The following is a 21,415-nucleotide window of genomic DNA, read 5'->3' as shown; positions in this document are numbered from 1 at the left end:
TAAACAGAAAGATCAACTGGTAGTAATCCGTACTGAACATATTATACATTATTTTCAGTATAGTTGAGCTTATTATTGACTAGAGTCATGCTCTCGCGAGGGTTCTGCACACTTCGCGAGCAGCCCAGGCTTTTCAACAGATGATTCAAAGCAGCTTTTTCCAGCAACACCAGCCATAGCCGGTGCAACTGTGTCTCTCGCATAACGGATCCCAGTGATTGATTCCAGCGAAACTGTAGAGAGCTTGTGAAGGCAGCAACAAGAAACGTTAAAGAGAACACAAAGTTGGCAACGGAATGTTGGCAGTGTTATCTTCAAGCGCGGTTGACCTACCGTCGCTGAGCCGGTTGACTGTTGCGCCTTTTCCCTGCCGTCCAACTGATCGACAACTGGAGCGCAAAACTCCTGCTACCCTGGTTGAATGATGGTTTCGTTGCTGGTTGAGGTAGAAGGGGATTGGATGGATGAGCAGGTGCGGGCGGGGTTCCACGCTCTCTCCGACCCGATTCGCCTGCGTGTGCTGCAACTGCTGCAGGGGCGTGAGTTGTGTGTTTGTGATCTCTGCGAGGAGCTGAAGGTGAGCCAATCCAAGCTCTCGTTTCACCTAAAAACCCTGCGGGATGCGAAATTGGTCAATGCTCGCCAGCAGGGGCGCTGGATTTACTACAGCCTCAACCCACCCGGTTTTCAGCTCCTGCAGCATTTTTTGGATAGATTGGGGCAAGCTGGCCCTGTCAAGGCCGCAGTTCCCTGTGTGGAAGACCTCTAAGGCGCGCAGGGATCCCAAAATGTCCCTAGAAAAACTGTCGGATCCCGCCCTTGTACATTCCGAAGACGGGCTTGCTGCAACACAAGAAATTACAGATGTGAATGGTGTTCCCTGCTGGCAACCCCAGGGATCCCGGCGGGTCAACTCGGAGAAAATGAGGATCCCATCTCCTAAAATCCATCAAAGTTCCCTGACACCGGCTCCCCTGTTGCTTAGTTAGGATTGATACAAGAGAGCATGCCTCTAACCCCCAAAACCCTGAACTTTGCTGAATTTACTGAGCTTTAGGCGGTTTGGCAAAAGTCATTGAGAGGGATATAGTAGACCAAGTTTCCCCCTGATCCTTGAGTCCACCGCAACGGTTGCCGGGAAGTGAAGGGGGAAAGCGCTCGGGGGGTATTCCTCAGGGCTTTGCGGGATACCGCCTTCCTGCTCAGAGATAGGCAGGATGCGATCGCTTCTTTCCTGAACCATGTTCAGGAGAGTTCAGCGTGAACGTATCAGGTGGGAACAACATGATACGTGAACGGCGAGAAGAGTTGGAACGCATCCACCGAGCACACCTGTGGAATCGCCTCAAGGAGCGGGTGAAACGCGCCCAGTTGAATCCATCTCTGCTGGCTTTGCTGGCACGAGAGGCTTTTGAGTTGGGCTTTCCCCTTCCCTCTTTATCCGACCAACCCCAGGTCAATTCCCCTGCTGAGCAGCCCCAAGATGGAAGTAATCATCGCCGCATTTGGTGAGTCCACCCTCTCTTCTGGCCGAGAAAGCGGGCAGCCACGATCATCGCAGAACTTCTCTCCAGGGACTCTCAGAACAGCTAGTCTAGGCAATGATTTTGAATAAAATCAGAGCCCATGATGAACACCACCGAAGCCCTTGAGATTCTCAACCTTCCGCCCGATGCAACCGAGCGGCAGATCCGGGGGCGACTGTTTCAGGAATACCAAACCCTCAGTACTGCCCTCGCAGAACTGGAGGACGAGCGACAAAGACCCTTGCTAGAGGCGCAACTGGCGCGGCTGAATGAGGCGCGGGATGTATTGCTCAGCGGGGGATCCCAGGCTGAGAAGGGTTTGTCTTGGGTCAGCCCAGAGGACTTGCCCCCCCAGGTGATTGTGCTGCTTTACCAAGCCAATGGGCAGGAGGGAATCTGCACGCGCCAGGTTGGGGGTCAAGATATCGTCATTGCTTTCGAGAGCTCGTTTGCGGCAAGAAAATATGCGCAGCGGTTGGCTCAACAGGGACTGCCCAAGCCCGTGGCAGAACGCTTTGACACGCAGGAGATCGTCGATTTTTGCCGCAGCGGAGGGTATGGGTTGATGGTGGTTCCGGCCAGCGAAACGCTGGAGCCCCTACAAGAAAGCACGGAAGCTGCCCGTGATTGGCAGGGCAGGTCTTGATGCCGTTTGGCCTCGATCCACTTGCGTTAAGGGTGCCCTCGATGATTAGTGTGGAACCGATCTCTGTGGACGAGTTTCGCCAGCTCATGGCCGCCGATCTGGACGCTTGCTGCGAGGCCTTTGATTTGCGGGCGGAGTACCTGCGTCTGCAGCAACAGCGGCTACGCTCCTGGGGCATGCTGGCCTTTGGTTTGATAGCAATAGCCTTGGTCATCTTCTTGGGGATGCGGGATCCCGGCTCTTGGGTGTCCTATACCGCGGCTGCCGGGATCCTACTGCTGCTCCTGTTGGGGATCCTGAGAGCCAACTTGCGCTTGGGAAAAAGCCTGCATCGCATCCGCCAGCATTGGCAGGAGGCCCACCTGCTCAACAGCACCCCTGAGATGATGAAGTTTGCCACCGATCTGGCCCGCAAGGTAAAAGACTACAACCACTGGGTCAACGAGCTTCGGCAATCGCTGCAGGGGGGGCAGCATTGGCGAGATTTTCGGCAACTCAGCGAGGCTGAGCAAAAGTACATCCAGTCGCTGTTTTTGCAGGTGCGGGCCCAACTGGTGATGGCCCTACAGGTGTGCCGAGCTTTAGTCGAGGATCCACAAGCCTCTGTGGCTCAGTATCTCAACCAAATGGTTGCCCGGGATCAGCAACTGCTGGAGCAGTTTACCGCCAAAAACCTGACCGCCAACCGCTACGTGACCTTGGCTCGCCAGCTATCTGTGCTGGAGGAAGATTTGCAAGCCCAGCTCAGAGCCTTGGGATCCCGATGATACCCTGTTGGAGGTGTCCAGCAGCGTACTCATGGGCAGTAGAGGCACTCGAAAATTGTACGGCCTGTTGCTTGCCGGCGGACTGGGCTTGCTGGGATGCGGGGATCCGAATGTACCTCTGACCCAACCGCCCCCCGATGCTTTTCGGGTCAGCACCCCACGGCCACCGCGCCTGGATCTCTATCCCACCCCATCACCAACACCAACTCCTACGCCGACACCACCCCCCAGCTTGCTGGAGCTCACGGCCCGTTGGTTGGGGATCCCTTGGCCGCCCCAAGAGACCAGCCTGGTGAGATTGAGCGCCCGTTTCCTGGAGATCCCCCTACCTCCCAAGCCGCGCCGCTCCGCCAGCCCCTCACCTCAGCCTTCCCCCAGTTCGGAAAGAGAAGAGAGAAAGCAGCAAGGCCGCGAAACCTAGTCCGCACCCCTGGCCTCTGGAGATCTAGGCGCCCGCAGTCACCGGCTCCGTTTCTCGAACGCGCAGCTTTTCACAGGGGATGGTGTCTGCCAGAATGGAGCTGGCCATCATGCCCGTGTGAATCTCTAGCTTAGCTCCAGGCACCGCTTCAAAGAGCAGCCGCTGGCCTGGAAAGACCACCCGCTCAAAGTACCAGTTTTCGATATTCGTGATGCGAACCACCTGAATAGAGCTGGTCGCATTGATGTAGCTACAGGTTATTCGCTCTGCTCGTTTTTTATCGGGGATTGCATCGAGTGTTTGCATAATTCAGATTACCAGCCCACGTTGCTCAGCCTATCATCTACCCTAACACCGTCTGGGGATCACTGCGGTAGTCTGCGATACGGCGATCCCAACTGGCAGAAATCAATCCTGGAAAAACATAGTCATTCATAGTCACTCCAAACTAGATTGAAACACTTCCCAAGCGTTCCGCGCCACTTACAGAGGGAGTCATCCTTCACCCCCAGCCCCTCTCCTTTGGGAGAGGAGAGTTAGGAAGCAATGCCACGGAAAGGTCTCATTCCTGTTTAAAATGACTGTAACTTCTGTATCTTACCTTACCGTTTCGATGTCCAGAAGGGTTCTGCAATTCAAGGCAGATTTGAGGTAGGATTTCTCCCCAAGTTGGGGTAATTTCTCATAGAAAATCTCCACAGAGTAGTAGTCAGGATTACATTTTTCCGTTCCCTTGGAGTTTGGGGATCAGGGCTCTTGGATCCTCGATCCCGTCGTCGGCTGCGGCGAGGATTGGCCGGGATCCCAGTTCAGGCCCTCCACCCGCAGCTCCAAAGCCCCCGACTGGCGCACCGGATTGTATTGCAGGCTGAAGCCATAGGTGCGGCGGTCGTAGCCCAGGCGATAGACGACATCCACCTGCTGGCCCGACTGCAAATCTACCGTTGTCTCTGCCCCTACCCGCAGCGGGCCGTACAGTTGTTGCAAAAAGCCCAAGACGAGCTGTTCCCGCGTGGTGATGCGGTCGAACAAAAACGGCGAGGCTCCGGCCAAAAAACCGTTGGAGTAGGTCACCCTCAGGTTGGTGTAGTCGAAGGTATCGGCCACAAAAGCCCCAATCACCGCATCAATGCCAATACTGCCGGCAGTATAGCTCTGGGCTCGGCCATTGGAGTAAAAAGACTGGCTGCTGCTCACACCGGTGCTGAGCCAGATCCCTTGCTCGATGGGCAGAGCGGAAAAGCGGGGTGGGGGATCCGCCGCCGTCTTGGGAGGGCTCCAGAGGGGAAAGGAGCGATTCAAGGTTGCCCCCAGTTGCAGGCGGGAGAGCTGAATGCGGTCGGTGGTGTTGGCTAAGGCCAACTCCGGATCCGTGTCGATTTCATCCGGCTGCCCCAAGGCATCAATGTAGTCGACGGCTATGCGGTAGCTGAGATCCAAGCCGGTATTCCCTAGGCGCAGGGTGGGTGAGCGGTAGCTGGCACCGAGGCGGTTTTCCACAATTTGAAACCCCAGGCGACCGCTGAAGAAGCGTTCCCGATAGGCGTAGGTGTAGGCGACTTCTCCGCCATCGCCGGTGGTGATGCGGTGTTCGACCTGGGCTCGCAAGCGCTGAGCAAACTCCTGGAAGACGATCCCCCGCAGCTCGGCAAACAGCGAGGTTTGAGCGTTGGCTTCCGGTTGCCGCCAACGAAAATCGGCCCGCAGCCCGATCCCATCCAAAAGGCCCTGCTCACTGCCCCAAAGACGTTGTGGATACAGTTGCGGGGAGAGCACCAAGCTCACGTTGGGATCCCGCAGCAGCTCGATGTTGGACTGGAGGATCAAGCCGCGCCGCAATTCTTCCCTGTCGAAATCATCGTAGAAGATGCTGACCGGAGGCTGACGGTTTAATGAGCCGAAGCGCAACCGAATGGGCAGAGGCAGAAACAAGACCTGGTCGAAGGCCAGTTGGCCGGCCTCGGCAATCAAAAGGCTGGAGCCATCGGCTTGCAGGGTGGAGGTCACCCGTGGGCTGCGAATCTCCAACTCCGGCGGATCCAGCGGGTCGTTGGTCAGCCGCACCTGTTCTCCTTCCCAGGTGGTGGCATCGAAGCGGATGCGAACGGCACGAAAGCGCACCAGCCGCTCTGGCGCCAAAGCGGCTGCCGGGGATCCACTGGCCTGCAACTGGCCAATATCCACCTGCCCGAAGGCCTCTTCCAAAAATCCCCGCTCTTGCTCAAAGTCGTATTCTAGGCGGGATCCCTGAATGCGCTGCCGATCCAGTTGAATAGAAACATTGCCCTCGGCCACAGCCCGCCGCTGTCGCAGCTCAATGCGCAGGCGATCCGCCCGCAACACAGAGCGACCCAGCCGCATCTCCACATTGCCTTCCGCCTGGAAAACTTCCGCCCGTTGGTCGAAGGTTTGCCGATCAGAACGCAGCCGTAACGTTCGGTCGGCAAGGGCGCCGAGGTCGGTCGTACTTATGGGCTGGGCGACCCCCTTCTTCTGGGACTCCACCTGAGCCGCAGCAGGGCCGGCAACTGCCAACCCCAGCACCCCCAAGCAGAGCCAGAGCAACCGCAACCCTCTCATAATCACCCGGCGCAAAACTTCAACACAGATCCCCTACGGCTTCCCCAGCCCGCTAGCTTGTGGCCAACTGGGAAAGGTTGAGGACTCGGTTGAGCTTGCCGCTGCGGTAGCCCTCCAAATCGAGACTGACATAGAGATAGCCGAAGGATTGCAGGGCCTTGACCAGCGCTTCCAGATTGGTTTTCTGCACAAACTCCACGATCTGATCCGGAGGAAGTTCGATGCGGGCGGTGTCCTTCTCCGAGCGCACCCTGACCTGCCGCCAACCCAAGCTGCGCAAGTAGCGCTCCGCCGCTCCCACCCGACGCAGCTTCTCAGGGGTGATTGCCTCCCCGTAGGGAAAGCGAGAGCTGAGGCAGGGTTGGGCCGGTTTATCCCACCAAGACAGCCCCAGGTGGCGAGACAATTGCCGCACCTCCAGCTTGCTCATCCCCACCTCCGCCAAAGGGGAACGCACGCCGCGCTCCCGAGCTGCCTGTGTCCCCGGTCGGTAATCGGCAAGATCGTCGGCATTGAGGCCATCCACCACATGGTTATATCCCTGGGCTTGGGCCAACAGGCGCAAGGTATCGTGCAAGTGGCTTTTGCAGAAGTAACACCGGTTAACAGGGTTGGCAGCGTAGCTCGGATCCTCCAGCTCGTGGGTTTCGACGATCTGATGGCGGATCCCGATTTGCCGAGCCTGCTGAATTGCCTCCTCCAAATCTTCCGGCAGCAGCGAAGGAGAAGCAGCGGTGACAGCCAGGGCCCGCTCCCCCAGCTGATCGCAGGCCAACTTGGCCACCAGGCTGCTATCAACCCCCCCAGAGTAGGCCACCAAGACCTGCTCCATCTCGGCGAAGATCTGGACAAGCTGCTGGAACTTGCGCTGCAGGACGGGATCCCACTCCAGCAGGGGGTTGGCCGTTGTTCCTCCCTCTCCGGGGGGGAGAGGGTCGGGACGAGAGGCGGTTGGGCCTTGGGCTGTGCTCATGAAGACAGAAGATGCCAAGCGTTTGGATAACCAGGCAAGGATGCCATCTCGCTATTGCCGGCAGGAGAAGAGCCGGTTGCTATCAGGGGCAGGGATCCGTCCTTTTCTATTCTTTCCCAGAGATCCCCGACTTTCCAACGCTTCCCTCCAGCTTGGGATGCGGGATCCCTCAAGGAAAAGTAGACAATTAGGCAATCTATCCGTAGTCCGCTGACCTGCTGTCGCGATGGTGCTATGCCTCCGGCACCCTACCGGGAACCGCACCGCTTCGCGATACGCTGAATAAGATGGGTTGCAGTGGCCCCTTATAATTTTTTCTGGGTTCTCTGCCGCAATTGACCTCACAGCTTTTTCCGGCGACACTTGCTACAGCCAATGCAGAGATATCTACTTGGTTATAGGGATCCCACCTATCTTGCAGAACTTCATGAAACTTAGAAAAAGCGGTACCCCTCTCCTAGCGCACCATGGCTTTGCAACTTGAACCCGCCAGCCCGCCAGAAGTGGCCGTTTATCAGCCCTATTACGCCGTTGCCCGCCGACAGTACCTAGCCCTCGCGGTGGGCCTCTACAAGAAAGCCAGCCTGGAAGGGCAGAGGGCCATCGAGGGGGAAGAGCCTGTCCGCTTCTTGGCCAGTTGGCATACGTCCCCGTTGCCTTCGGATCTGACGGTGGCTCAGGTGATCTTTGCTCAGGATGCAGATCTCACCTATCAGCTCTCCATCGCCAACTACGAGTTTGTGGATTATCTGATTGATGTCGTCTCTTTGGTGCAGCGCGGACAACAGCCGGATTTCTCCACCGCCTTTTACAAGAAACTGATGCGATATGAAGATTGATCTGGGTTGCTCAGCCACCATCACTCTCTACGACACCACACTGCGGGATGGGGCCCAGCGAGAGGGTCTATCGCTGTCGGTGCAAGACAAGTTACAGATTGCCAAGCTGCTGGATCGGCTGGGGATCCCGTTTATTGAAGGGGGCTGGCCAGGAGCCAATCCCAAGGATGTGCAGTTTTTCTGGCAGATGCGGGAAGAGCCCCTAGAGCAAGCCGAGCTGGTGGCTTTTTGTTCTACCCGCAAGCCGGGGCGGCGGGCGGCAGACGATCCCATGCTGCAGGCCATTTTGGCGGCGGGCACCCGCTATATAACCGTCTTCGGCAAGTCTTGGGATCTGCATGTTACCGAAGGTCTGGGCACCACGCTGCAGGAAAACCTGGCCATGATCCGCGACACCATTGCCTATCTGCGATCCCAGGGGCGGCGGGTCATCTACGATGCCGAGCACTGGTTCGATGCCTATCGCCACAACCCCGACTATGCCCTGCAAACCCTAGCGGCAGCGGCGGCGGCGGGGGCGGAGTGGCTGGTTCTCTGCGATACCAATGGCGGATCCCTGCCCCACGAGATTGCGGCGATCACGGCAGCTGTCTTGGCAGAATCCCATCACCTGCAGCACTTGCCCCTAGGGATCCACACCCACAACGACTCCGGCACTGCTGTGGCCAATGCCCTGGCGGCGGTGCAGGCAGGGGCGCGCATGGTGCAGGGCACCATCAACGGCTATGGGGAACGCTGCGGCAATGCCGACCTGTGCAGCGTCATTCCCAACTTGCAACTGAAGCTGGGCTATCGCTGTCTGCCGCAAGAGAAGCTGAAGCACCTGACGGAGATCTCCCGCTCCATCAGCGAGGTGGTCAATTTGGCCCCGGATGACCATGCTCCGTTTGTGGGCCTATCGGCCTTTGCCCACAAGGGTGGGATCCACGTCAGCGCCGTTCAGAAAAACCCTCTCACCTACGAGCACATCGCCCCCGAGCAAGTGGGCAACTGTCGCCGCATCGTGGTCTCAGAACAGGCGGGGCTGAGCAACATTCTCCACAAAATGGCCGGATTCGGGATCCGGCTGGACAAGTCGGATCCACAGGCGCGCTTGATTTTGGAGCGGCTGAAAACTTTGGAGCTGCAGGGCTATCAGTTTGAGGCTGCTGAGGCCAGCTTTGAGCTGTTGGTGCGGGGCTTGCTGGGACAACGCTCCCATCCTTTTGAGGTGCTCAGCTTCAACGTGACGACCACCACACGCTCCGATTGGAACAGCAAAGACCGGGATCCCAGTGGCGAAGCAACGGATGTGCAATCTTTGGCGGCGGTGAAGATAGCGGTGCAGGGGCAAACTCGAGTGACGGCGGCGGAAGGCAATGGGCCGGTGGCTGCTCTGGATGGGGCGCTACGCAAAGCGCTGCTGGAGTTCTATCCCCAACTGGAGGCGATTCACCTGTCTGATTACAAGGTGCGCATTTTGGACGGGCGGGCCGGCACCTCGGCCAAAACGCGGGTGCTGGTGGAGTTCAGCGACGGTCACCGCCGCTGGACCACGGTGGGGGTTTCCACCAACATCATCGAAGCCTCCTGTCGGGCCTTGGTGGAGGGCTTTGAGTATAGCCTGCTGCCGCCCAGCTCTCCTTTGCCGGCTGCGGCAGAGCACCGTTCTTCTCCGCTGGCTGCAAAAACGGCCTCCCCTTGAAGAAAAACCTTCAACTGGCTTTACCCTGGCAGCGCCCCTCTACCCCAGCAAGCTAAACCGTAACCACGACAGCTATGCGAATCATCGGCCTGACAGGCGGAGTGGGCACGGGCAAATCCACGGTCGCCCGCATCTTGGAGCAGCACGGGATCCCAGTAGCCGATGCCGATCAAATGGCCCGCCAGGCCTTGGCGGTGGGATCCCCCATTCGCGAGCGGGTACTGGAACGCTATGGGAAGGCCATCCAAACACCCTCCGGGGATCTGGATCGCCGGCAGTTGGGCCAGATCGTGTTTGCCGATGCTGCCGAGCGGGCTTGGCTAGAGGCCCAGATCCACCCTTTTGTTAAAGCTCAACTGCAAGATTTTCTGTTCGGGTTAGCGGAGCAGAGCTCTGAGGCGCATGGCGTGTTGCTTGAGGAAGGGCCTGGTTCCCAAAAGAACAGCGGGCCAGGGTTTTCCTCTGCCCAGGGATCTCAAACCGTTTGTCTGATGATCCCGTTGCTGTTTGAAGCCCACATGGAAAATTGGGCCAGCGAGATTTGGGTGGTGACTTGCACCCCAGAGCAGCAGCGGCAACGCCTTGCCCGCCGGGATCCCCTGACGCCGGAAGAAATCGAAGCTCGCATTGCCAGCCAGTGGCCTTTGGCGGAAAAAGTGCGCCGTGCAGACGTGGTGCTGGACAACTCCGGATCCCTGGCCGAGCTGGAAGCCCAGGTGAAGCAGGCTTTGGCGTTAGAGAGGCCATTTGCCTCACCTCGGCAGGCCGGATACAGTGACGGATAGGGGATCCCCTACGCCCCGGTGGGACGGAGGGTAGCCATGTACGGGTGGGTTGAGGGAGAAACGATGCAGGAAGCAGGCTGCGTTGGCGAGACGGAGTTTGCTCAAGCTCTGGCCGCGCGGGAGCGGGAAATCCAGCTTTTGCGAGAGCGCAATCGCATCTTGCAGGGCCAGATAGACCTTCTGGAGCTGCGCCAAGAAAAGCAACACCGACAAATTCGCAGCTATGAGGCGGAGATTGAGCAGCTTTACCAAGAGAAGCAGTTGCTGGAGCAGATGATTCAAGAGTTGCCAGAGCTCTACCGGCGCAAGCTGCAAGCCCGCCTGCAGCCCATCCGCCAGCGCATCGCCGCCATCCAGGCCGAGAATCGCCAGCTCAGGAAGGAGGTGTATCAGCTCAGCTACCGCGTGCAGCACATAGATCAGCTCGACTCGCCCGGCTGGAGAGTGCAACTGCCCCAGCTTCCCTCTCTGCGTCGCCGGGATCCCAAGTCCTCAGCGGAGCGGAGCACAAAAGCTCTGCCGGTCTCCCCCCCTGGTGTCCAGCCCTGCTCTTGATGGGCAAGGAGGGATCCCGCCATCGAGAAGCCAGAATAGGGGAGCCCCGGTGGGATCGCGTCAGCAGAGCAGAGCTCTTGCGCGGTTCCGGTTGGGGCGCTGCTTGCTTGGAGATCCCGGAAATGGCCACCGCTGGCAACTATGAACCCCTGCATTTAAAATACCGCCCGCAGCGCTTTGCCGATGTGGTCGGCCAAGGAGCGGTGGTGCAAACGCTGGCCAATGCCATCCGGCTGGGGCGGGTGGCGCCTGCCTATTTGTTCTGCGGGCCGCGGGGCACGGGAAAAACCTCCAGCGCCCGCATCTTGGCCAAGTCTTTGAATTGTGAACAGGGGCCGACGCCGGATCCCTGCCAGGCGTGCAGCCAATGCCGCGCCATCACTGCGGGAGCCTCCCTGGATGTTCTCGAGATTGACGCGGCCAGCAACACCGGCGTAGACAACATCCGCGAGCTGATCGAGCGGGCCCAGTTTGCCCCGGTGAACAGCCGCTACAAAGTCTATGTCATCGACGAGTGCCACATGCTCAGCAATGCGGCCTTCAACGCCTTGCTGAAAACTCTTGAAGAGCCGCCCCCCCGCGTGGTATTTGTCCTGGCCACCACTGACCCGCAGCGGGTTTTGCCCACCATTGTTTCCCGCTGTCAGCGCTTCGATTTCCGCCGCATCCCCCTCGACGACATGGTGGCCCACCTGGGCAAGATCGCCGCCCAAGAAGGGATCCCTATCACGCCGGAGGCGCTGCAACTGGTGGCCCAACTTTCCCAAGGGGGCCTGAGGGACGCCGAACGCCTGCTGGACCAGCTCAGCCTCTTGGAAGGATCCATCACCCCGGAGGCGGTTTGGGACTTGGTGGGCGGGATCCCGGAACAGCAGCTTTTGGCTCTGATGGATGCGCTGCTGGCTCAGGATGTGCAGGCGGTGCTCAGCCAAACTCGGCAATTGTTGGAGCGGGGCAAAGAGCCCTTAGCCCTGTTGCAGAACTTGGTGGCCCTTTACCGGGATCTGCTGCTGGTCAAGACAGCCCCCCAGCAACGGGAGTTGGTGGCTGTAACGGACTCCACCTGGGCAGCCCTGCAGCAACGGGCCCCTCGCTACTCGGTGGAGATGCTGCTGGCAGCCCAGAGCCATCTGCGCCAGTGTGAGCCGCAAATTCGTCAAAGCGGACAGCCCCAACTGTGGTTGGAAATTGCCCTAGTGGATCTGCTGGGCCAGCTGCGCCCAAGCATGGTGGCTGAGGATTCAGCGGAACGGAGTCCTTTCCCAGCCCTTGACCTATCTCCTGCACCCCAGAGAACTCCCCCGGACGGGACAGCCCCTCCGGCCCCTGCTGCGACCATCAGCCCATCAAGCCCATCAACTGTTGGTGAGATAGATGAATTAACTGTTGGGCCTTCAGCCTCCCCTGCTGTTGCGTCGAGCCAGAAGGCAGATCGCGCTACTCGGACGGAGTCCTCGGAGCAGCCCAGAGAACCGGCAAGGGACGCTGCCACAGTCAAGCTGCTGCGCCCCCACTGGGACGAGTTCCTCAAGCGCCTCTCTCCCCTCACCAAGGCTCTGATGGGATCCGGCCACCTGCACCAAGAGACTCCTGAAGCAATTACCCTCGCCTTTCCCAGCAAGGGTCTGGTGGAAAAAGTGCGCAGCAAAGAAGCCGAACTGCGGTCGGTGCTCCACAACCTGCTGCAGCGCCCTGTGCAGCTCAACTTGATTGTGCAGCGGGGGCCGGATGTTTCCATTCGCGTCAGCGGTGCGGAGTCCTCGGCACTGCTCAGCCGAGAAACAGACCTGCCCCCCGCCCCCCCAGATCCTGTCACCACGCCGGGGTTGCAGAGCGATAGCACCAACAGTCGTGCTTCCTCAAGGGAGCCCAGAGCAGAACCGCAGAGCCACGGCCTTGCCCGGCGACAGCAACATTCCCCTTCTGACTCCAGCCCACCTTCGCCAGAGCCTGAGCGGGACAATCCTATGGGTGGCCCCAAGGTGGCCGGCTTGGCAACCCAAGGACTTTCTCCCGCCGGTGCGAACAAAGTGCTCCGCACCGCTGTCGCGACCGATTCTCCAAGTCGTGCAGAGCGCCGCGACACCCTGCACGGTGGGCAGTCCTTCGAGCTAACCCAGGAGCTGGCGGAGATTGCCCGCCGTTTTGCCGACCACTTCAACGGCAGCTTGGTGGATTTGGAAGGGGTGTTGGGGTCTGACGTGACGGGATCCACGGAAGAGCTCTCCTCAATAGAGGCTATAGAAGCCGAGGGATCCCCTGACCTGCTCTCCGGTGAGACCTACGGCTCGCCAACAGGAGCAGAGCCGTCCGCGTCAGCGGGGCGGAGTCCTCATCCCGTAGACTTTCCCAATGCAGTAAGGAATCCGTCCTACCGGCGTGAGCAGTCTTCTCAGCTTGCCGTTCGCCTCAGCGGGACGGAGTCCTTGGAGGAGGAGGTGCCTTTTTAAGCGCTATCTAGCGCTATCTTAAGTTTGATAAAGCCAGCCTCATCTTGCCGACGATGACCTTCCCCATCTCCCCCCTAATTCGCTACGCTGTGCAGGCTCTGTACTGGGGACTGGTTCTGCCCCTACCCATCCTGCTGGCTCGGCAACAGGCAACACCTCTTGAGCTGGGATCCCTTTGGATTGCTCTGCTGCTGGGATGGGGGGTAGTCCTGGGATCCCTGAGCCAGCAGATTCAGTTGGACGAAGAGGGCATGCAGGCCACCTACCCCAGTTGGGTGCCGCCTTTTGTGCGGCAGGAGTGGCAGATCCGGTGGGCCGATATCGAGCGCATTGAGCCCCGCTCCACCAGCCAGGGTGGTATGGTGTATTACTTGGTCAGCCGAGGGGGGGATCGCGTACTTTTGCCGATGCGGGTGACCAGGTTCAAGCAGCTGTTGGCTGAGATTCGACGGCACGCTCAACTGGAGATTGGCGGGCTGCGCCCCTACGTTCAGCCTTGGATGTACGGGCTCCTAGGATGTTTTGCTCTGCTTCTGTTGCTCTGGGATGGGATGGTCGCCATCTGGGTCTGGGCAAGCCCGGTAGGAACCTAGCCCAACCACAGGCGGTTCCGGGTCTGGCTGTCCAGGCAGGGATTCTGTCTTCTAAGGGCCAACGGCAATCCAGCTCCCTTCCGGGCCAGGCTCTATGTCGGAAAAGCGGATGGGGTTGGCGGAAAGGACTCCGTCCTGCTAGCGCGAACAGTTGAACTATCCCACCCTCGCCAGAACTTGCCCATGTCTGGGATCCCGATTGCCCCCTTTGAGGCTACGCCTGCTTCGCGACCAGGCTCTGCCCCTTCTCTGGAGAGGTTGAGTCTTGAGCAGGTCAACCTCTCCGCCTCTTCACTGGCCCTGCTGGACCATTGCCCCCGCCTGTTTCGCTATGTGTACCTGGAGCGGTTGATCTGGCCCGCTGCCAGTGTTTTTGAGCACGAGCTGGAGCAGAGGCGCGGACGGCAGTTTCACCGTTTGGTGGAGTGGCACAGCCGCGGGCGGCAGGTGGAGCCGCGTTTGTCCGGCCTGGATGAAGGGGTGCAGCAGTGGTGGCAGGTGTTTTTGGCCAGTCCCCATGCCCATCCCCAGGGACGGGTGTTGGCGGAGTTGCCCCTGTGGCAACGGATTGAGGGCTTTAAGTTGATAGCCCGTTTGGATCGGCTGGTGATTGTCCCCGGATCCCTGCACATCCTGGACTGGAAAACTGAGCGTCAACGTCCTCGCGATGAACAGTTGGCCCAAGACTGGCAGGTGCGCCTTTACCCTCTGCTGCTCTGCGAGGTGGCCCAGCAGCTGCCCCTGGAAGGCCCTTTTGAGCCGGAGCAGGTGCAACTGACCTTTTGGTATGTGCAACATCCGCAGCAGCCCTTCCACCGGTATTACAGCGCCGCCGCCTATGAGCAAGACCTGGCCCACCTAAGAGCCACTCTGAACCACCTGCGGCAACTGGAGGCGCAAGACTTTCCCATGACCCCCCACACTGAGCGCTGCAACAGTTGTCTGTTTCGCTCCCGCTGCCATGGGCTGCTACCGGAAGGGATCCCCTCTCAAGACCTCACGGATTGGGTCTGGCCAATGCAGGAGCCCGCGACACCTGCGGATCCCATCGCCGATACTTAATTGGGAGCAGTAATGGGAGCAGTAAGGACTCCGCCCCGCTGACGCGATTAGATCCGATTAGATCAGAGTAGGGCGGGGCAGGATCTGTTTTGGCAGCAACCCATGCACACCTTTCATGGGGCTGTTCACCACCTGCGTGATGTGGAAGTGGACAGCAATGCTGCAAAGCACATAGGCTTCCTCTCGCCCAATGCCGACAAACCGATGCAGAAAATCGATCATCCGCCTTAGGGCAAGCTCAAAGGCCGCATCCAGATCCTCGGCAAAGCCCATGGTAATGAAATCGGTCGGGGTTTCCGCCAGCGGTGCCTCGAGCGGCAGATCTTTGCGCAGGATCAACTGCAAAGTGCCATTCATGGAAGTTTCAATGGCCGTTACATCAACTTCTCCGTCCCCTTGAGCGGAGTGGCCATCCCCCACCGAAAAAAGGGCACCGGGCACAAAGACCGGCAAAAAAACTCGGGATCCCGCCTGCAATTGGCGGTTGTCGATGTTGCCACCATAGTTGCCGGGGGGGATAGAGCTGCGGCTGGTTTCCTCGGTCGCCACCCCCAAGATGCCAAAGAAGGGGCGAATGGGGACGCGGATGCCGCTGCCGGGAGGAAATTCCGCTACCCCCTGGTCTATATCTAGGTCGATGAAGCGCAGTCGCGGCTGATCAAATTCTCCGGGCAAAGCCCCCCATCCGGGACGGATGGCATTGAAACCGATGGGCAAGCGGGGGGTGATCGCTTGCAAGCGCACTTCCAGCACATCTCCAGGTTCAGCTCCCTCAACGTAGATCGGCCCGGTCAACAGATGGGGGCCCGGCCCCACTCGGCGCTCGGCAGGCAAGGTTTGGCAAATTTCGAGGAATTCGGGCGTGAAGAAACGGTCCGGCGCTTTGCCGTAGTGGGCGAACCCCGAGTAGGTTTCCACCTGCACCACATCGCCCGATTGCACATACAAGGCCGGGGGCAGTTGGGAAGAAAAGCCGCCCAAGTGGACGGTATGGGGAGTGGCTTTGAGGGTGTGAACGGGCACGGCCAGGGATCCCTTGCAAAAGACCCATTCAATCAAAGAAAAATCCCCTCCAATCCTGAATTAGACTGTTCCTCAAGCCGGTATCTCTGGCTACTGTTTGCCCAGGGGTGGCGTGGCGACAATGTTCCCCACATTTGCTATCTTGACTTGCTATCTTGAAGGGCTGTGGGCAGGGATCCCCGGTTGCAGGGCTTGGCCTGGAACTTGTGCCCCGGGTGTGGAGGACAACTGCAATCTTCCCGGAGACCTGCATACTGGGTTCGATAGGTTTGTCAGCGCTGTCAACTGTGATCGCGGGTGTCATCTCCAGTATTTCTACCCTCCGGGATCCCGACTGGGATGTGGAAGTAACCGGCCTCTACAAGCGTTTTGGCGATTTTGTGGCCCTCAATGGCATTGAGCTGAACATTCGGCGGGGGGAGTTTTTCGGCCTGCTGGGCCCTTCCGGCTGCGGCAAGACCACTCTGCTGCGCATCCTGGCCGGCCTGGAGATGGCCGATGCTGGGGAAGTGGTGATTCGAGGTCGCCCGGTGGGCCACCTGCCCGCCCACAAGCGCAACGTCAACACGGTGTTTCAGAGCTATGCCCTTTTCCCTTTTATGACGGTGGAGGACAACATCGCCTTCGGCCTGCGCATGCGGGGTGTGCGGGGAGAAGCTCTGCGCAAGCGGGTAGCGGCTGCTATGGAATTGGTGGAGATTACAGCTCTGGCCAAGCGGAAGCCCCATGAGCTGTCGGGGGGACAGCAGCAGCGGGTGGCCTTGGCTCGGGCTTTGGTGAACGAGCCGGAAGTGCTCTTGTTGGATGAGCCGCTGTCGGCGTTGGATGCCAAGTTGCGCAAGCAGCTTCAGGTGCAGTTGTGCGAGTTGCAGCGCCGCCTGGGCATGACCTTTATTTTCGTTACCCACGACCAAGAAGAGGCTTTGGTGACCAGCGACCGGGTGGCGGTGATGCGGGCGGGGCGCATTGAGCAAGTGGGCCTTATCGATGAGGTGTACGAGCGCCCGGCGACGGCCTTCGTAGCCGACTTTTTAGGGGCCAGCAACCTGATCGAGGGGATCGCCTGTGGGACGGACTGTGTGGATACGCCCTTGGGAAAGCTGAAGGTCTTGGGGATCCCGGCCAGCTCGGAACCGGTGCAATTGGCTATTCGCCCGGAAAAGATCCAGCTCTCTCGCAGCGGCTGGGATCTGCTGCCCAACCAGGTGCCGGTGCGGGTGGAAAACCTCATCTACACTGGGGCTGAGAACCAATACCTGTTGCGGACAAACCAAGGTCAGCAGCTCAAGGCCACGGCCCTCAACACCGATATTGAGGATGCAGGGTTTGAGATCGGCGCAGCGCTGGTGGCCCACCTACCCCCGAAAAGCCTAATCCGTTTGCGACCGGATCCCCGTCAGGAGGAGATTGGATGTTGAAGCTGCCATCTCCTGTGGGCAAGTGGATCCCTGGCCAAGCCCAGGTGCGATTTGGGGAGCTGCTCACCCCTTGGCAGGAGTTGGGGCGCAGCCTAATTTTTGCTGGGCCAGGGGTGCTGTGGGTGATGTTTTTTCTGGTGCTGCCGGGGCTGTTGCTGTTGGTGTGCAGCTTTCTCAGCCGTGGGGAGTTTGGCCAGGTTCAACTGCCCCTGACCCTGGAGAACTATCTGCGCATTCTCGGCTTTGGCCCCCTAGGATGGACGCCCATCTACTGGCAGATCTTGGGCCGCAGCCTGCTGGTGGCGGGGGTAACCACCTTTTTTTGCGTGCTGCTGGCCTACCCGTTGGCTTTTTTCATTGCCGCCCACCCACCCCGACAACGGGATCTGTTGCTCACCTTGGTGGTGGTGCCCTTTTGGACGAACCTGGTGATCCGCACCTATGCCTGGATGGTGGTGCTGGCCCCGGAAGGGTGGCCGGCTCGCTTGGCGGCCTGGCTGGGCTGGATCCCACCGCAAACGGCTCTGTATCCCAGTTGGCTGGCGGTTTACCTGGGCATGGTCTATACGTTTTTGCCCTACATGGTCTTGCCCCTGTACACGGCGGTGGAGCGCATCGATTGGCGGCTGGCGGAAGCGGCACGGGATCTCTATGCCAAGGGTTGGCAGGTCTTTTGGTGGGTGCTTCTGCCCCAGACCTTGCCTGGACTGGCGGCGGGCCTCATTCTGGTGGGGATCCCGGCTTTCGGCATGTTCGTAGTGCCGGATCTGTTGGGGGGCAGCAAAACGCTGTTGATCGGGAATGTGATTCAGTTGCAGTTTGGCTCCAGCCTGGACTATCCTTTCGGGGCGGCCCTCAGCTTTTTGGTTACCGGCCTCACCCTGGGGTTGATCTACGCCTACAGCCGCTACGTTGGCACCCGCAGCCTAGAAAATCTGGTTTGAGGAGCTGCTGTGGGCCTTGAGCAAAGCCGCCAGTTGCTTGCGCATCAGGATCCCGGGCTTATCGGTGAGCATGTGCTGCTCGGCGCTGAGGGTGAGGGGCACGTCGGGATCCGTGGTCTCCAAAATGGCTTTGTCTTCCAAAGTTACAGCCCGGTCAAAGCGGATAACCTCGGCGGCTGGGGTATCGGCTTCGGTGTCGTTGCGCAAACAAAACTGCACCACTTGGGAGGCTCGGTCGTTGATGGGGGTGGGGATGTTGACGATGACATGGCTGCGGCCATTGGGGTAGCGGATGTGAAGGTGGTTGGTGAAGGGCAAATGCCAGGTGGAAGTGGTGGTGCGCTCGGTTTTGGCGGCAGCAATGCCCAGGTTTTTTTGTTGTAGCTCTGGGTTGGCTACACCGAGCACTGTGCGGGTGCGGATCCCGTAGTCCAGCTCCTCGACCTCGAAGTGGCTGGGTACCAAGTCTTCCATACTGCCAAAGGTGTTCTGGTGTACAAAGCTGATGTGGGCGGCATCGAACTCGTTCTCGCAGATGCGCAAGCTGGCACATTCCCAGCGTTCGTAGAACTCGTGGATGAGCCGGTAACTGGGATCCTCGGCTTCTGGGATGACCGGGATCCCCCGTAGAGGCTGGGGATGCAAGCACACCCAAGCATAGCCATAGCGGGCCTGGCAGAGATAGGCGGGAATGCGGTAGCTCTCTGGGATGCGGGCCTGATCCGGCAGTTGCGGCACCTTGACACAGGCTCCCGTGCCATCGAACTCCCACCCATGGTAGGGGCAGCGGATATGGTCATCACAGACGATTCCCTTGGACAATTGCGCCGACCGATGACAGCAGCGATCTGCGGCTGCCTGGGGCTGTCCGGCTTTGTCCAGCCAAAGGACGATCTTTTCCCCCAGCAGCTCGAAAGGTTGCGGGGATCCCTGCTCCAATAGGCTGAGGGGCATCACCGGGTACCAAAAGCGCCGAAAGACAGGATGCTGGGTCACCAACATGGCAAAACCATCTGTGTCGTGTGACCGGATTCTGTATAGCAAATTCGTGAATTCGGTTCCGTAGCCCGCGCCACAATCTCTATTTGGGGATCTTGCAGATCTGGGCAAACTCATTCCCAGGGGAGCTCAACTCATGGGGAAACCCTAGAACCTCTGGTACGGTAAAGATACTGATCTTGCGTTTGAGTTTCCAGAGGGATCCCTTGACCTCAACTTTGCCTTCTCAGACCCTCTTGCAGGCTCTGTACACCCCTTCCCCTGCTTGGGATGCCATCGTCATCGGTGCTGGGATCGGGGGATTGGTCGCGGCCAGCCAGTTGGCTGCCAAAGGATACCGTGTGCTGGTGCTGGAAAAATACCTCATTCCAGGGGGCAGTGCCGGCTACTTTGAGCGTCCGGATCCCTTAGGCAACGGGATCTACCGCTTTGACGTGGGCGCTTCCATGATCTTTGGATTGGGCACCCAAGGCACCACTAACTTGCTGACCCGCGCCTTGGCAGCCGTGGGCCAATCCCTGGAGTCCATCCCCGATCCGGTGCAGATTGCCTACCACCTGCCCAAGGGGCTGAATCCCCGAGTACACCGGGATTACGAGCAGTTTTTGCAGGAGCTATCCGGCTACTTTCCCCAGGAAGCCGCCGGCATTCGCCGGTTCTACGACAGCCTGTGGCCCATCTTCAACAGCCTCAATGCCATGGAGCTGCTCTCGCTGGAGGAGTGGGGCTATCTGTTTCGGTCTTTTGTGGGCAATCCCCTCGGCTGCCTGACCTTGGCGCGCTATTTGCCGGTGAATGTGGGCCAGGTAGCGCGGCGCTGTCTGCGGGATCCGGATTTGCTGCGCTTTGTGGATATGGAGTGCTACTGCTGGTCGGTGGTGCCGGCGGATCGCACGCCCATCATCAATGCCGGGATGGTGTTTTGTGACCGACACTACGGCGGTATTAACTATCCCAAAGGGGGGGTGGGGCAGATCGCCCAAAAGCTGGCCCAGGGACTAGAGGCCCATGGCGGGCAGATCCGCTACAAAGCGTCCGTGCGGCGGATCCTGGAAGAAAGAGGTCGGGCGGTGGGTGTAGAGCTGGCCAGCGGGGAAAAGCTCTTTGCCCGCACGATCATTTCCAATGCCACCCGCTGGGACACCTTTGAGCGCCTATGGCCGGGATCCCTGCCCAGGGCGGAGCGGCAGTGGCAAAAACGCTACCAGCAATCCCCTAGCTTTTTAAGCTTGCACCTGGGGGTGCGGGCCGAGGCCCTGGCCGGCGAATGCCATTGTCACCACATTCTCCTGGAAGACTGGGATCAGATGGAGGCTGAGCAGGGCACCCTTTTCGTCTCCGTCCCCACCCTGTTGGATCCCGACCTGGCTCCCCCGGGCCGCCACATTGTTCATGCCTTTACCCCCAGTTGGATGTCCACCTGGCAAGGGTTGAACCCAAGCCAGTACCAGATCCAAAAACAGCAAGCCGCCGACCGCCTCATCCGCCGCCTGGAGGCCCTTTGGCCCCAACTGGGATCCCACATTGAACTGAAGGAGATAGGCACCCCCCGCACCCACCGCCGCTTTTTGAGCCGCAGCAACGGCACCTATGGGCCTATCCCCAGCCGGGATCCCTGGGGCTTGCTGGGCATGCCCTTCAATCGCACCGCCATCCCCAACTTGTACTGCGTGGGGGATAGCACCTTCCCCGGCCAAGGGCTCAATGCCGTTGCCTTCTCCGGCTTTGCCTGCGCCCACCGGGTGGCAGCGGATTTGAGTTAGGTTGCCCTTATCCTTGCTACTCCCTTCTCCCTCTGGGAGAGGGGCAGGGGATGAGGGTTGAGCGGCGCAGAGGGTTTGGGAGGCAGTTGATGGTCAATTCAAACAACAATGAGACGCTAGCCAGGTAAGATAGCGTCCGTTCCCGAAAGCAGGCTGTAGGCCTTTGAATCAGGACATTGTCCAGAATCAACACAGATGTCCTCTTCAAACTCGGTATTCAGTATCTCTCCAGCCACCCCTCAAATCCTTATTGGCTATAGTTGCGGCTGTCCGGAAGTGATAGCAGCAGACTTGCTAGGTTGTGTTGATCTTTCATTTGAGCCAAAAGAGAGCACTGACGAGATAGAGAAAACTCAAGAAGTTCCTGGCCAATTTGTCAAAACGAGA

The 21,415-nt window shown here is 59.2% G+C and carries 21 protein-coding genes; 16 read left to right on the top strand and 5 right to left on the bottom strand.

The window, feature by feature from the left end:
- The first annotated feature begins 424 nt into the window (after window positions 1-424).
- From ACVW0B_RS12560 to ACVW0B_RS12540, 5 genes are all read left to right on the top strand, one after another.
- Window positions 425-769: an ArsR/SmtB family transcription factor gene (locus ACVW0B_RS12560; RefSeq protein WP_414427828.1), complete on the top strand. Its 345-nt coding sequence runs from the start codon at window positions 425-427 to the stop codon at window positions 767-769.
- Window positions 770-1,284: 515 nt separating this feature from the next.
- Complete coding sequence (locus ACVW0B_RS12555; protein WP_457491839.1) at window positions 1,285-1,512, top strand: hypothetical protein; 228 nt, start codon at window positions 1,285-1,287, stop codon at window positions 1,510-1,512.
- A gap of 114 nt (window positions 1,513-1,626) precedes the next feature.
- Entirely contained in the window at window positions 1,627-2,172 is a 546-nt protein-coding gene (locus ACVW0B_RS12550) for a DUF3110 domain-containing protein (protein ID WP_414399571.1), read from the top strand.
- Between the two features lie 41 nt (window positions 2,173-2,213).
- Entirely contained in the window at window positions 2,214-2,939 is a 726-nt protein-coding gene (locus ACVW0B_RS12545) for a hypothetical protein (protein ID WP_457491838.1), read from the top strand.
- Between the two features lie 31 nt (window positions 2,940-2,970).
- Window positions 2,971-3,360 carry a hypothetical protein gene (locus ACVW0B_RS12540; protein WP_414399573.1) on the top strand — a complete coding sequence of 130 codons (390 nt, stop codon included), beginning with the start codon at window positions 2,971-2,973 and terminating at the stop codon, window positions 3,358-3,360.
- Between the two features lie 24 nt (window positions 3,361-3,384).
- Here ACVW0B_RS12540 and ACVW0B_RS12535 read toward each other — a convergent pair whose 3' ends face one another.
- The 3 genes from ACVW0B_RS12535 to larE form a co-directional block, all read right to left on the bottom strand.
- Complete coding sequence (locus ACVW0B_RS12535; RefSeq protein WP_457402739.1) at window positions 3,385-3,669, bottom strand: DUF1830 domain-containing protein; 285 nt, start codon at window positions 3,667-3,669, stop codon at window positions 3,385-3,387.
- A 438-nt stretch (window positions 3,670-4,107) separates the two neighbouring features.
- Entirely contained in the window at window positions 4,108-5,940 is a 1,833-nt protein-coding gene (locus ACVW0B_RS12530) for a DUF3769 domain-containing protein (protein ID WP_457491837.1), read from the bottom strand.
- Window positions 5,941-5,992: 52 nt separating this feature from the next.
- Window positions 5,993-6,913: an ATP-dependent sacrificial sulfur transferase LarE gene (gene larE / locus ACVW0B_RS12525; RefSeq protein ID WP_457491836.1), complete on the bottom strand. Its 921-nt coding sequence runs from the start codon at window positions 6,911-6,913 to the stop codon at window positions 5,993-5,995.
- Window positions 6,914-7,380: 467 nt separating this feature from the next.
- Here larE and ebsA point away from each other — a divergent pair, with 467 nt between their 5' ends.
- The 7 genes from ebsA (at window position 7,381) to ACVW0B_RS12490 (ending at window position 14,881) form a co-directional block, all read left to right on the top strand.
- A complete protein-coding gene (gene ebsA / locus ACVW0B_RS12520) occupies window positions 7,381-7,752 on the top strand; it encodes a type IV pilus biogenesis protein EbsA (RefSeq protein WP_457491835.1) in 372 nt (123 codons plus the stop codon).
- Entirely contained in the window at window positions 7,742-9,436 is a 1,695-nt protein-coding gene (cimA, locus tag ACVW0B_RS12515) for a citramalate synthase (RefSeq protein ID WP_457491834.1), read from the top strand. Before ebsA ends, cimA begins: the two co-directional genes overlap by 11 nt.
- Before the next feature lie 74 nt (window positions 9,437-9,510).
- A complete protein-coding gene (coaE, locus tag ACVW0B_RS12510) occupies window positions 9,511-10,221 on the top strand; it encodes a dephospho-CoA kinase (protein WP_457491833.1) in 711 nt (236 codons plus the stop codon).
- Window positions 10,222-10,257: 36 nt separating this feature from the next.
- Window positions 10,258-10,776 (top strand): hypothetical protein, encoded by a 519-nt coding sequence (locus tag ACVW0B_RS12505; protein WP_457440485.1) that lies wholly within the window; start codon window positions 10,258-10,260, stop codon window positions 10,774-10,776.
- Window positions 10,777-10,898: 122 nt separating this feature from the next.
- A complete protein-coding gene (locus tag ACVW0B_RS12500; protein WP_457491841.1) occupies window positions 10,899-13,226 on the top strand; it encodes a DNA polymerase III subunit gamma/tau in 2,328 nt (775 codons plus the stop codon).
- Window positions 13,227-13,279: 53 nt separating this feature from the next.
- Entirely contained in the window at window positions 13,280-13,819 is a 540-nt protein-coding gene (locus ACVW0B_RS12495) for a hypothetical protein (protein ID WP_457402684.1), read from the top strand.
- Between the two features lie 183 nt (window positions 13,820-14,002).
- Window positions 14,003-14,881 carry a PD-(D/E)XK nuclease family protein gene (locus ACVW0B_RS12490; RefSeq protein WP_457491832.1) on the top strand — a complete coding sequence of 293 codons (879 nt, stop codon included), beginning with the start codon at window positions 14,003-14,005 and terminating at the stop codon, window positions 14,879-14,881.
- Window positions 14,882-14,938: 57 nt separating this feature from the next.
- Here the strand turns inward: ACVW0B_RS12490 and ACVW0B_RS12485 are convergent, their stop codons facing one another.
- On the bottom strand, window positions 14,939-15,904 hold the full coding sequence (locus ACVW0B_RS12485) for an acetamidase/formamidase family protein (RefSeq protein WP_457490156.1): 966 nt from the start codon (window positions 15,902-15,904) through the stop codon (window positions 14,939-14,941).
- Window positions 15,905-16,167: 263 nt separating this feature from the next.
- Between ACVW0B_RS12485 and ACVW0B_RS12480 the strand changes: the two genes are divergently transcribed.
- Window positions 16,168-17,322 (top strand): ABC transporter ATP-binding protein, encoded by a 1,155-nt coding sequence (locus tag ACVW0B_RS12480; RefSeq protein ID WP_457491840.1) that lies wholly within the window; start codon window positions 16,168-16,170, stop codon window positions 17,320-17,322.
- Complete coding sequence (locus tag ACVW0B_RS12475) at window positions 17,316-18,266, top strand: ABC transporter permease (protein WP_457491831.1); 951 nt, start codon at window positions 17,316-17,318, stop codon at window positions 18,264-18,266. Before ACVW0B_RS12480 ends, ACVW0B_RS12475 begins: the two co-directional genes overlap by 7 nt.
- On the opposite strand, the gene ACVW0B_RS12470 is transcribed toward ACVW0B_RS12475, so the two are convergent.
- Complete coding sequence (locus tag ACVW0B_RS12470; protein ID WP_457491830.1) at window positions 18,249-19,268, bottom strand: aromatic ring-hydroxylating dioxygenase subunit alpha; 1,020 nt, start codon at window positions 19,266-19,268, stop codon at window positions 18,249-18,251. The genes ACVW0B_RS12475 and ACVW0B_RS12470 overlap by 18 nt on opposite strands.
- A gap of 203 nt (window positions 19,269-19,471) precedes the next feature.
- Between ACVW0B_RS12470 and crtH the strand changes: the two genes are divergently transcribed.
- Together crtH and ACVW0B_RS12460 are read left to right on the top strand one after the other, a co-directional pair.
- Window positions 19,472-21,028, top strand: a complete 1,557-nt coding sequence (gene crtH, locus ACVW0B_RS12465) for a carotenoid isomerase (protein WP_457491829.1) — start codon at window positions 19,472-19,474, stop codon at window positions 21,026-21,028.
- Window positions 21,029-21,223: 195 nt separating this feature from the next.
- Window positions 21,224-21,415, top strand: a 192-nt coding sequence (locus ACVW0B_RS12460) for a hypothetical protein (protein WP_457491828.1), incomplete at its 3' end; no start/stop codon positions are given.

Source organism: Thermostichus sp. MS-CIW-23, assembly GCF_054059455.1.
The sequence above is the reverse complement of the archived record's forward strand: the minus strand, read 5'-3'. Positions and strand labels throughout refer to the sequence as shown.

Excerpts from the sequence above, each read along its gene's own strand:
- ACVW0B_RS12560 (WP_414427828.1), top strand. The coding sequence starts at position 425 with ATGGTTTCGTTGCTGGTTGAGGTAGAAGGGGATTGGATGGATGAGCAG.
- ACVW0B_RS12555 (WP_457491839.1), top strand. The coding sequence starts at position 1,285 with ATGATACGTGAACGGCGAGAAGAGTTGGAACGCATCCACCGAGCACAC.
- ACVW0B_RS12550 (WP_414399571.1), top strand. The coding sequence starts at position 1,627 with ATGATGAACACCACCGAAGCCCTTGAGATTCTCAACCTTCCGCCCGAT.
- ACVW0B_RS12545 (WP_457491838.1), top strand. The coding sequence starts at position 2,214 with ATGATTAGTGTGGAACCGATCTCTGTGGACGAGTTTCGCCAGCTCATG.
- ACVW0B_RS12540 (WP_414399573.1), top strand. The coding sequence starts at position 2,971 with ATGGGCAGTAGAGGCACTCGAAAATTGTACGGCCTGTTGCTTGCCGGC.
- ACVW0B_RS12530 (WP_457491837.1), bottom strand. The coding sequence starts at position 5,940 with ATGAGAGGGTTGCGGTTGCTCTGGCTCTGCTTGGGGGTGCTGGGGTTG.
- larE (WP_457491836.1), bottom strand. The coding sequence starts at position 6,913 with ATGAGCACAGCCCAAGGCCCAACCGCCTCTCGTCCCGACCCTCTCCCC.
- ebsA (WP_457491835.1), top strand. The coding sequence starts at position 7,381 with ATGGCTTTGCAACTTGAACCCGCCAGCCCGCCAGAAGTGGCCGTTTAT.
- cimA (WP_457491834.1), top strand. The coding sequence starts at position 7,742 with ATGAAGATTGATCTGGGTTGCTCAGCCACCATCACTCTCTACGACACC.
- coaE (WP_457491833.1), top strand. The coding sequence starts at position 9,511 with ATGCGAATCATCGGCCTGACAGGCGGAGTGGGCACGGGCAAATCCACG.
- ACVW0B_RS12505 (WP_457440485.1), top strand. The coding sequence starts at position 10,258 with ATGTACGGGTGGGTTGAGGGAGAAACGATGCAGGAAGCAGGCTGCGTT.
- ACVW0B_RS12500 (WP_457491841.1), top strand. The coding sequence starts at position 10,899 with ATGGCCACCGCTGGCAACTATGAACCCCTGCATTTAAAATACCGCCCG.
- ACVW0B_RS12495 (WP_457402684.1), top strand. The coding sequence starts at position 13,280 with ATGACCTTCCCCATCTCCCCCCTAATTCGCTACGCTGTGCAGGCTCTG.
- ACVW0B_RS12490 (WP_457491832.1), top strand. The coding sequence starts at position 14,003 with ATGTCTGGGATCCCGATTGCCCCCTTTGAGGCTACGCCTGCTTCGCGA.
- ACVW0B_RS12475 (WP_457491831.1), top strand. The coding sequence starts at position 17,316 with ATGTTGAAGCTGCCATCTCCTGTGGGCAAGTGGATCCCTGGCCAAGCC.
- ACVW0B_RS12470 (WP_457491830.1), bottom strand. The coding sequence starts at position 19,268 with ATGTTGGTGACCCAGCATCCTGTCTTTCGGCGCTTTTGGTACCCGGTG.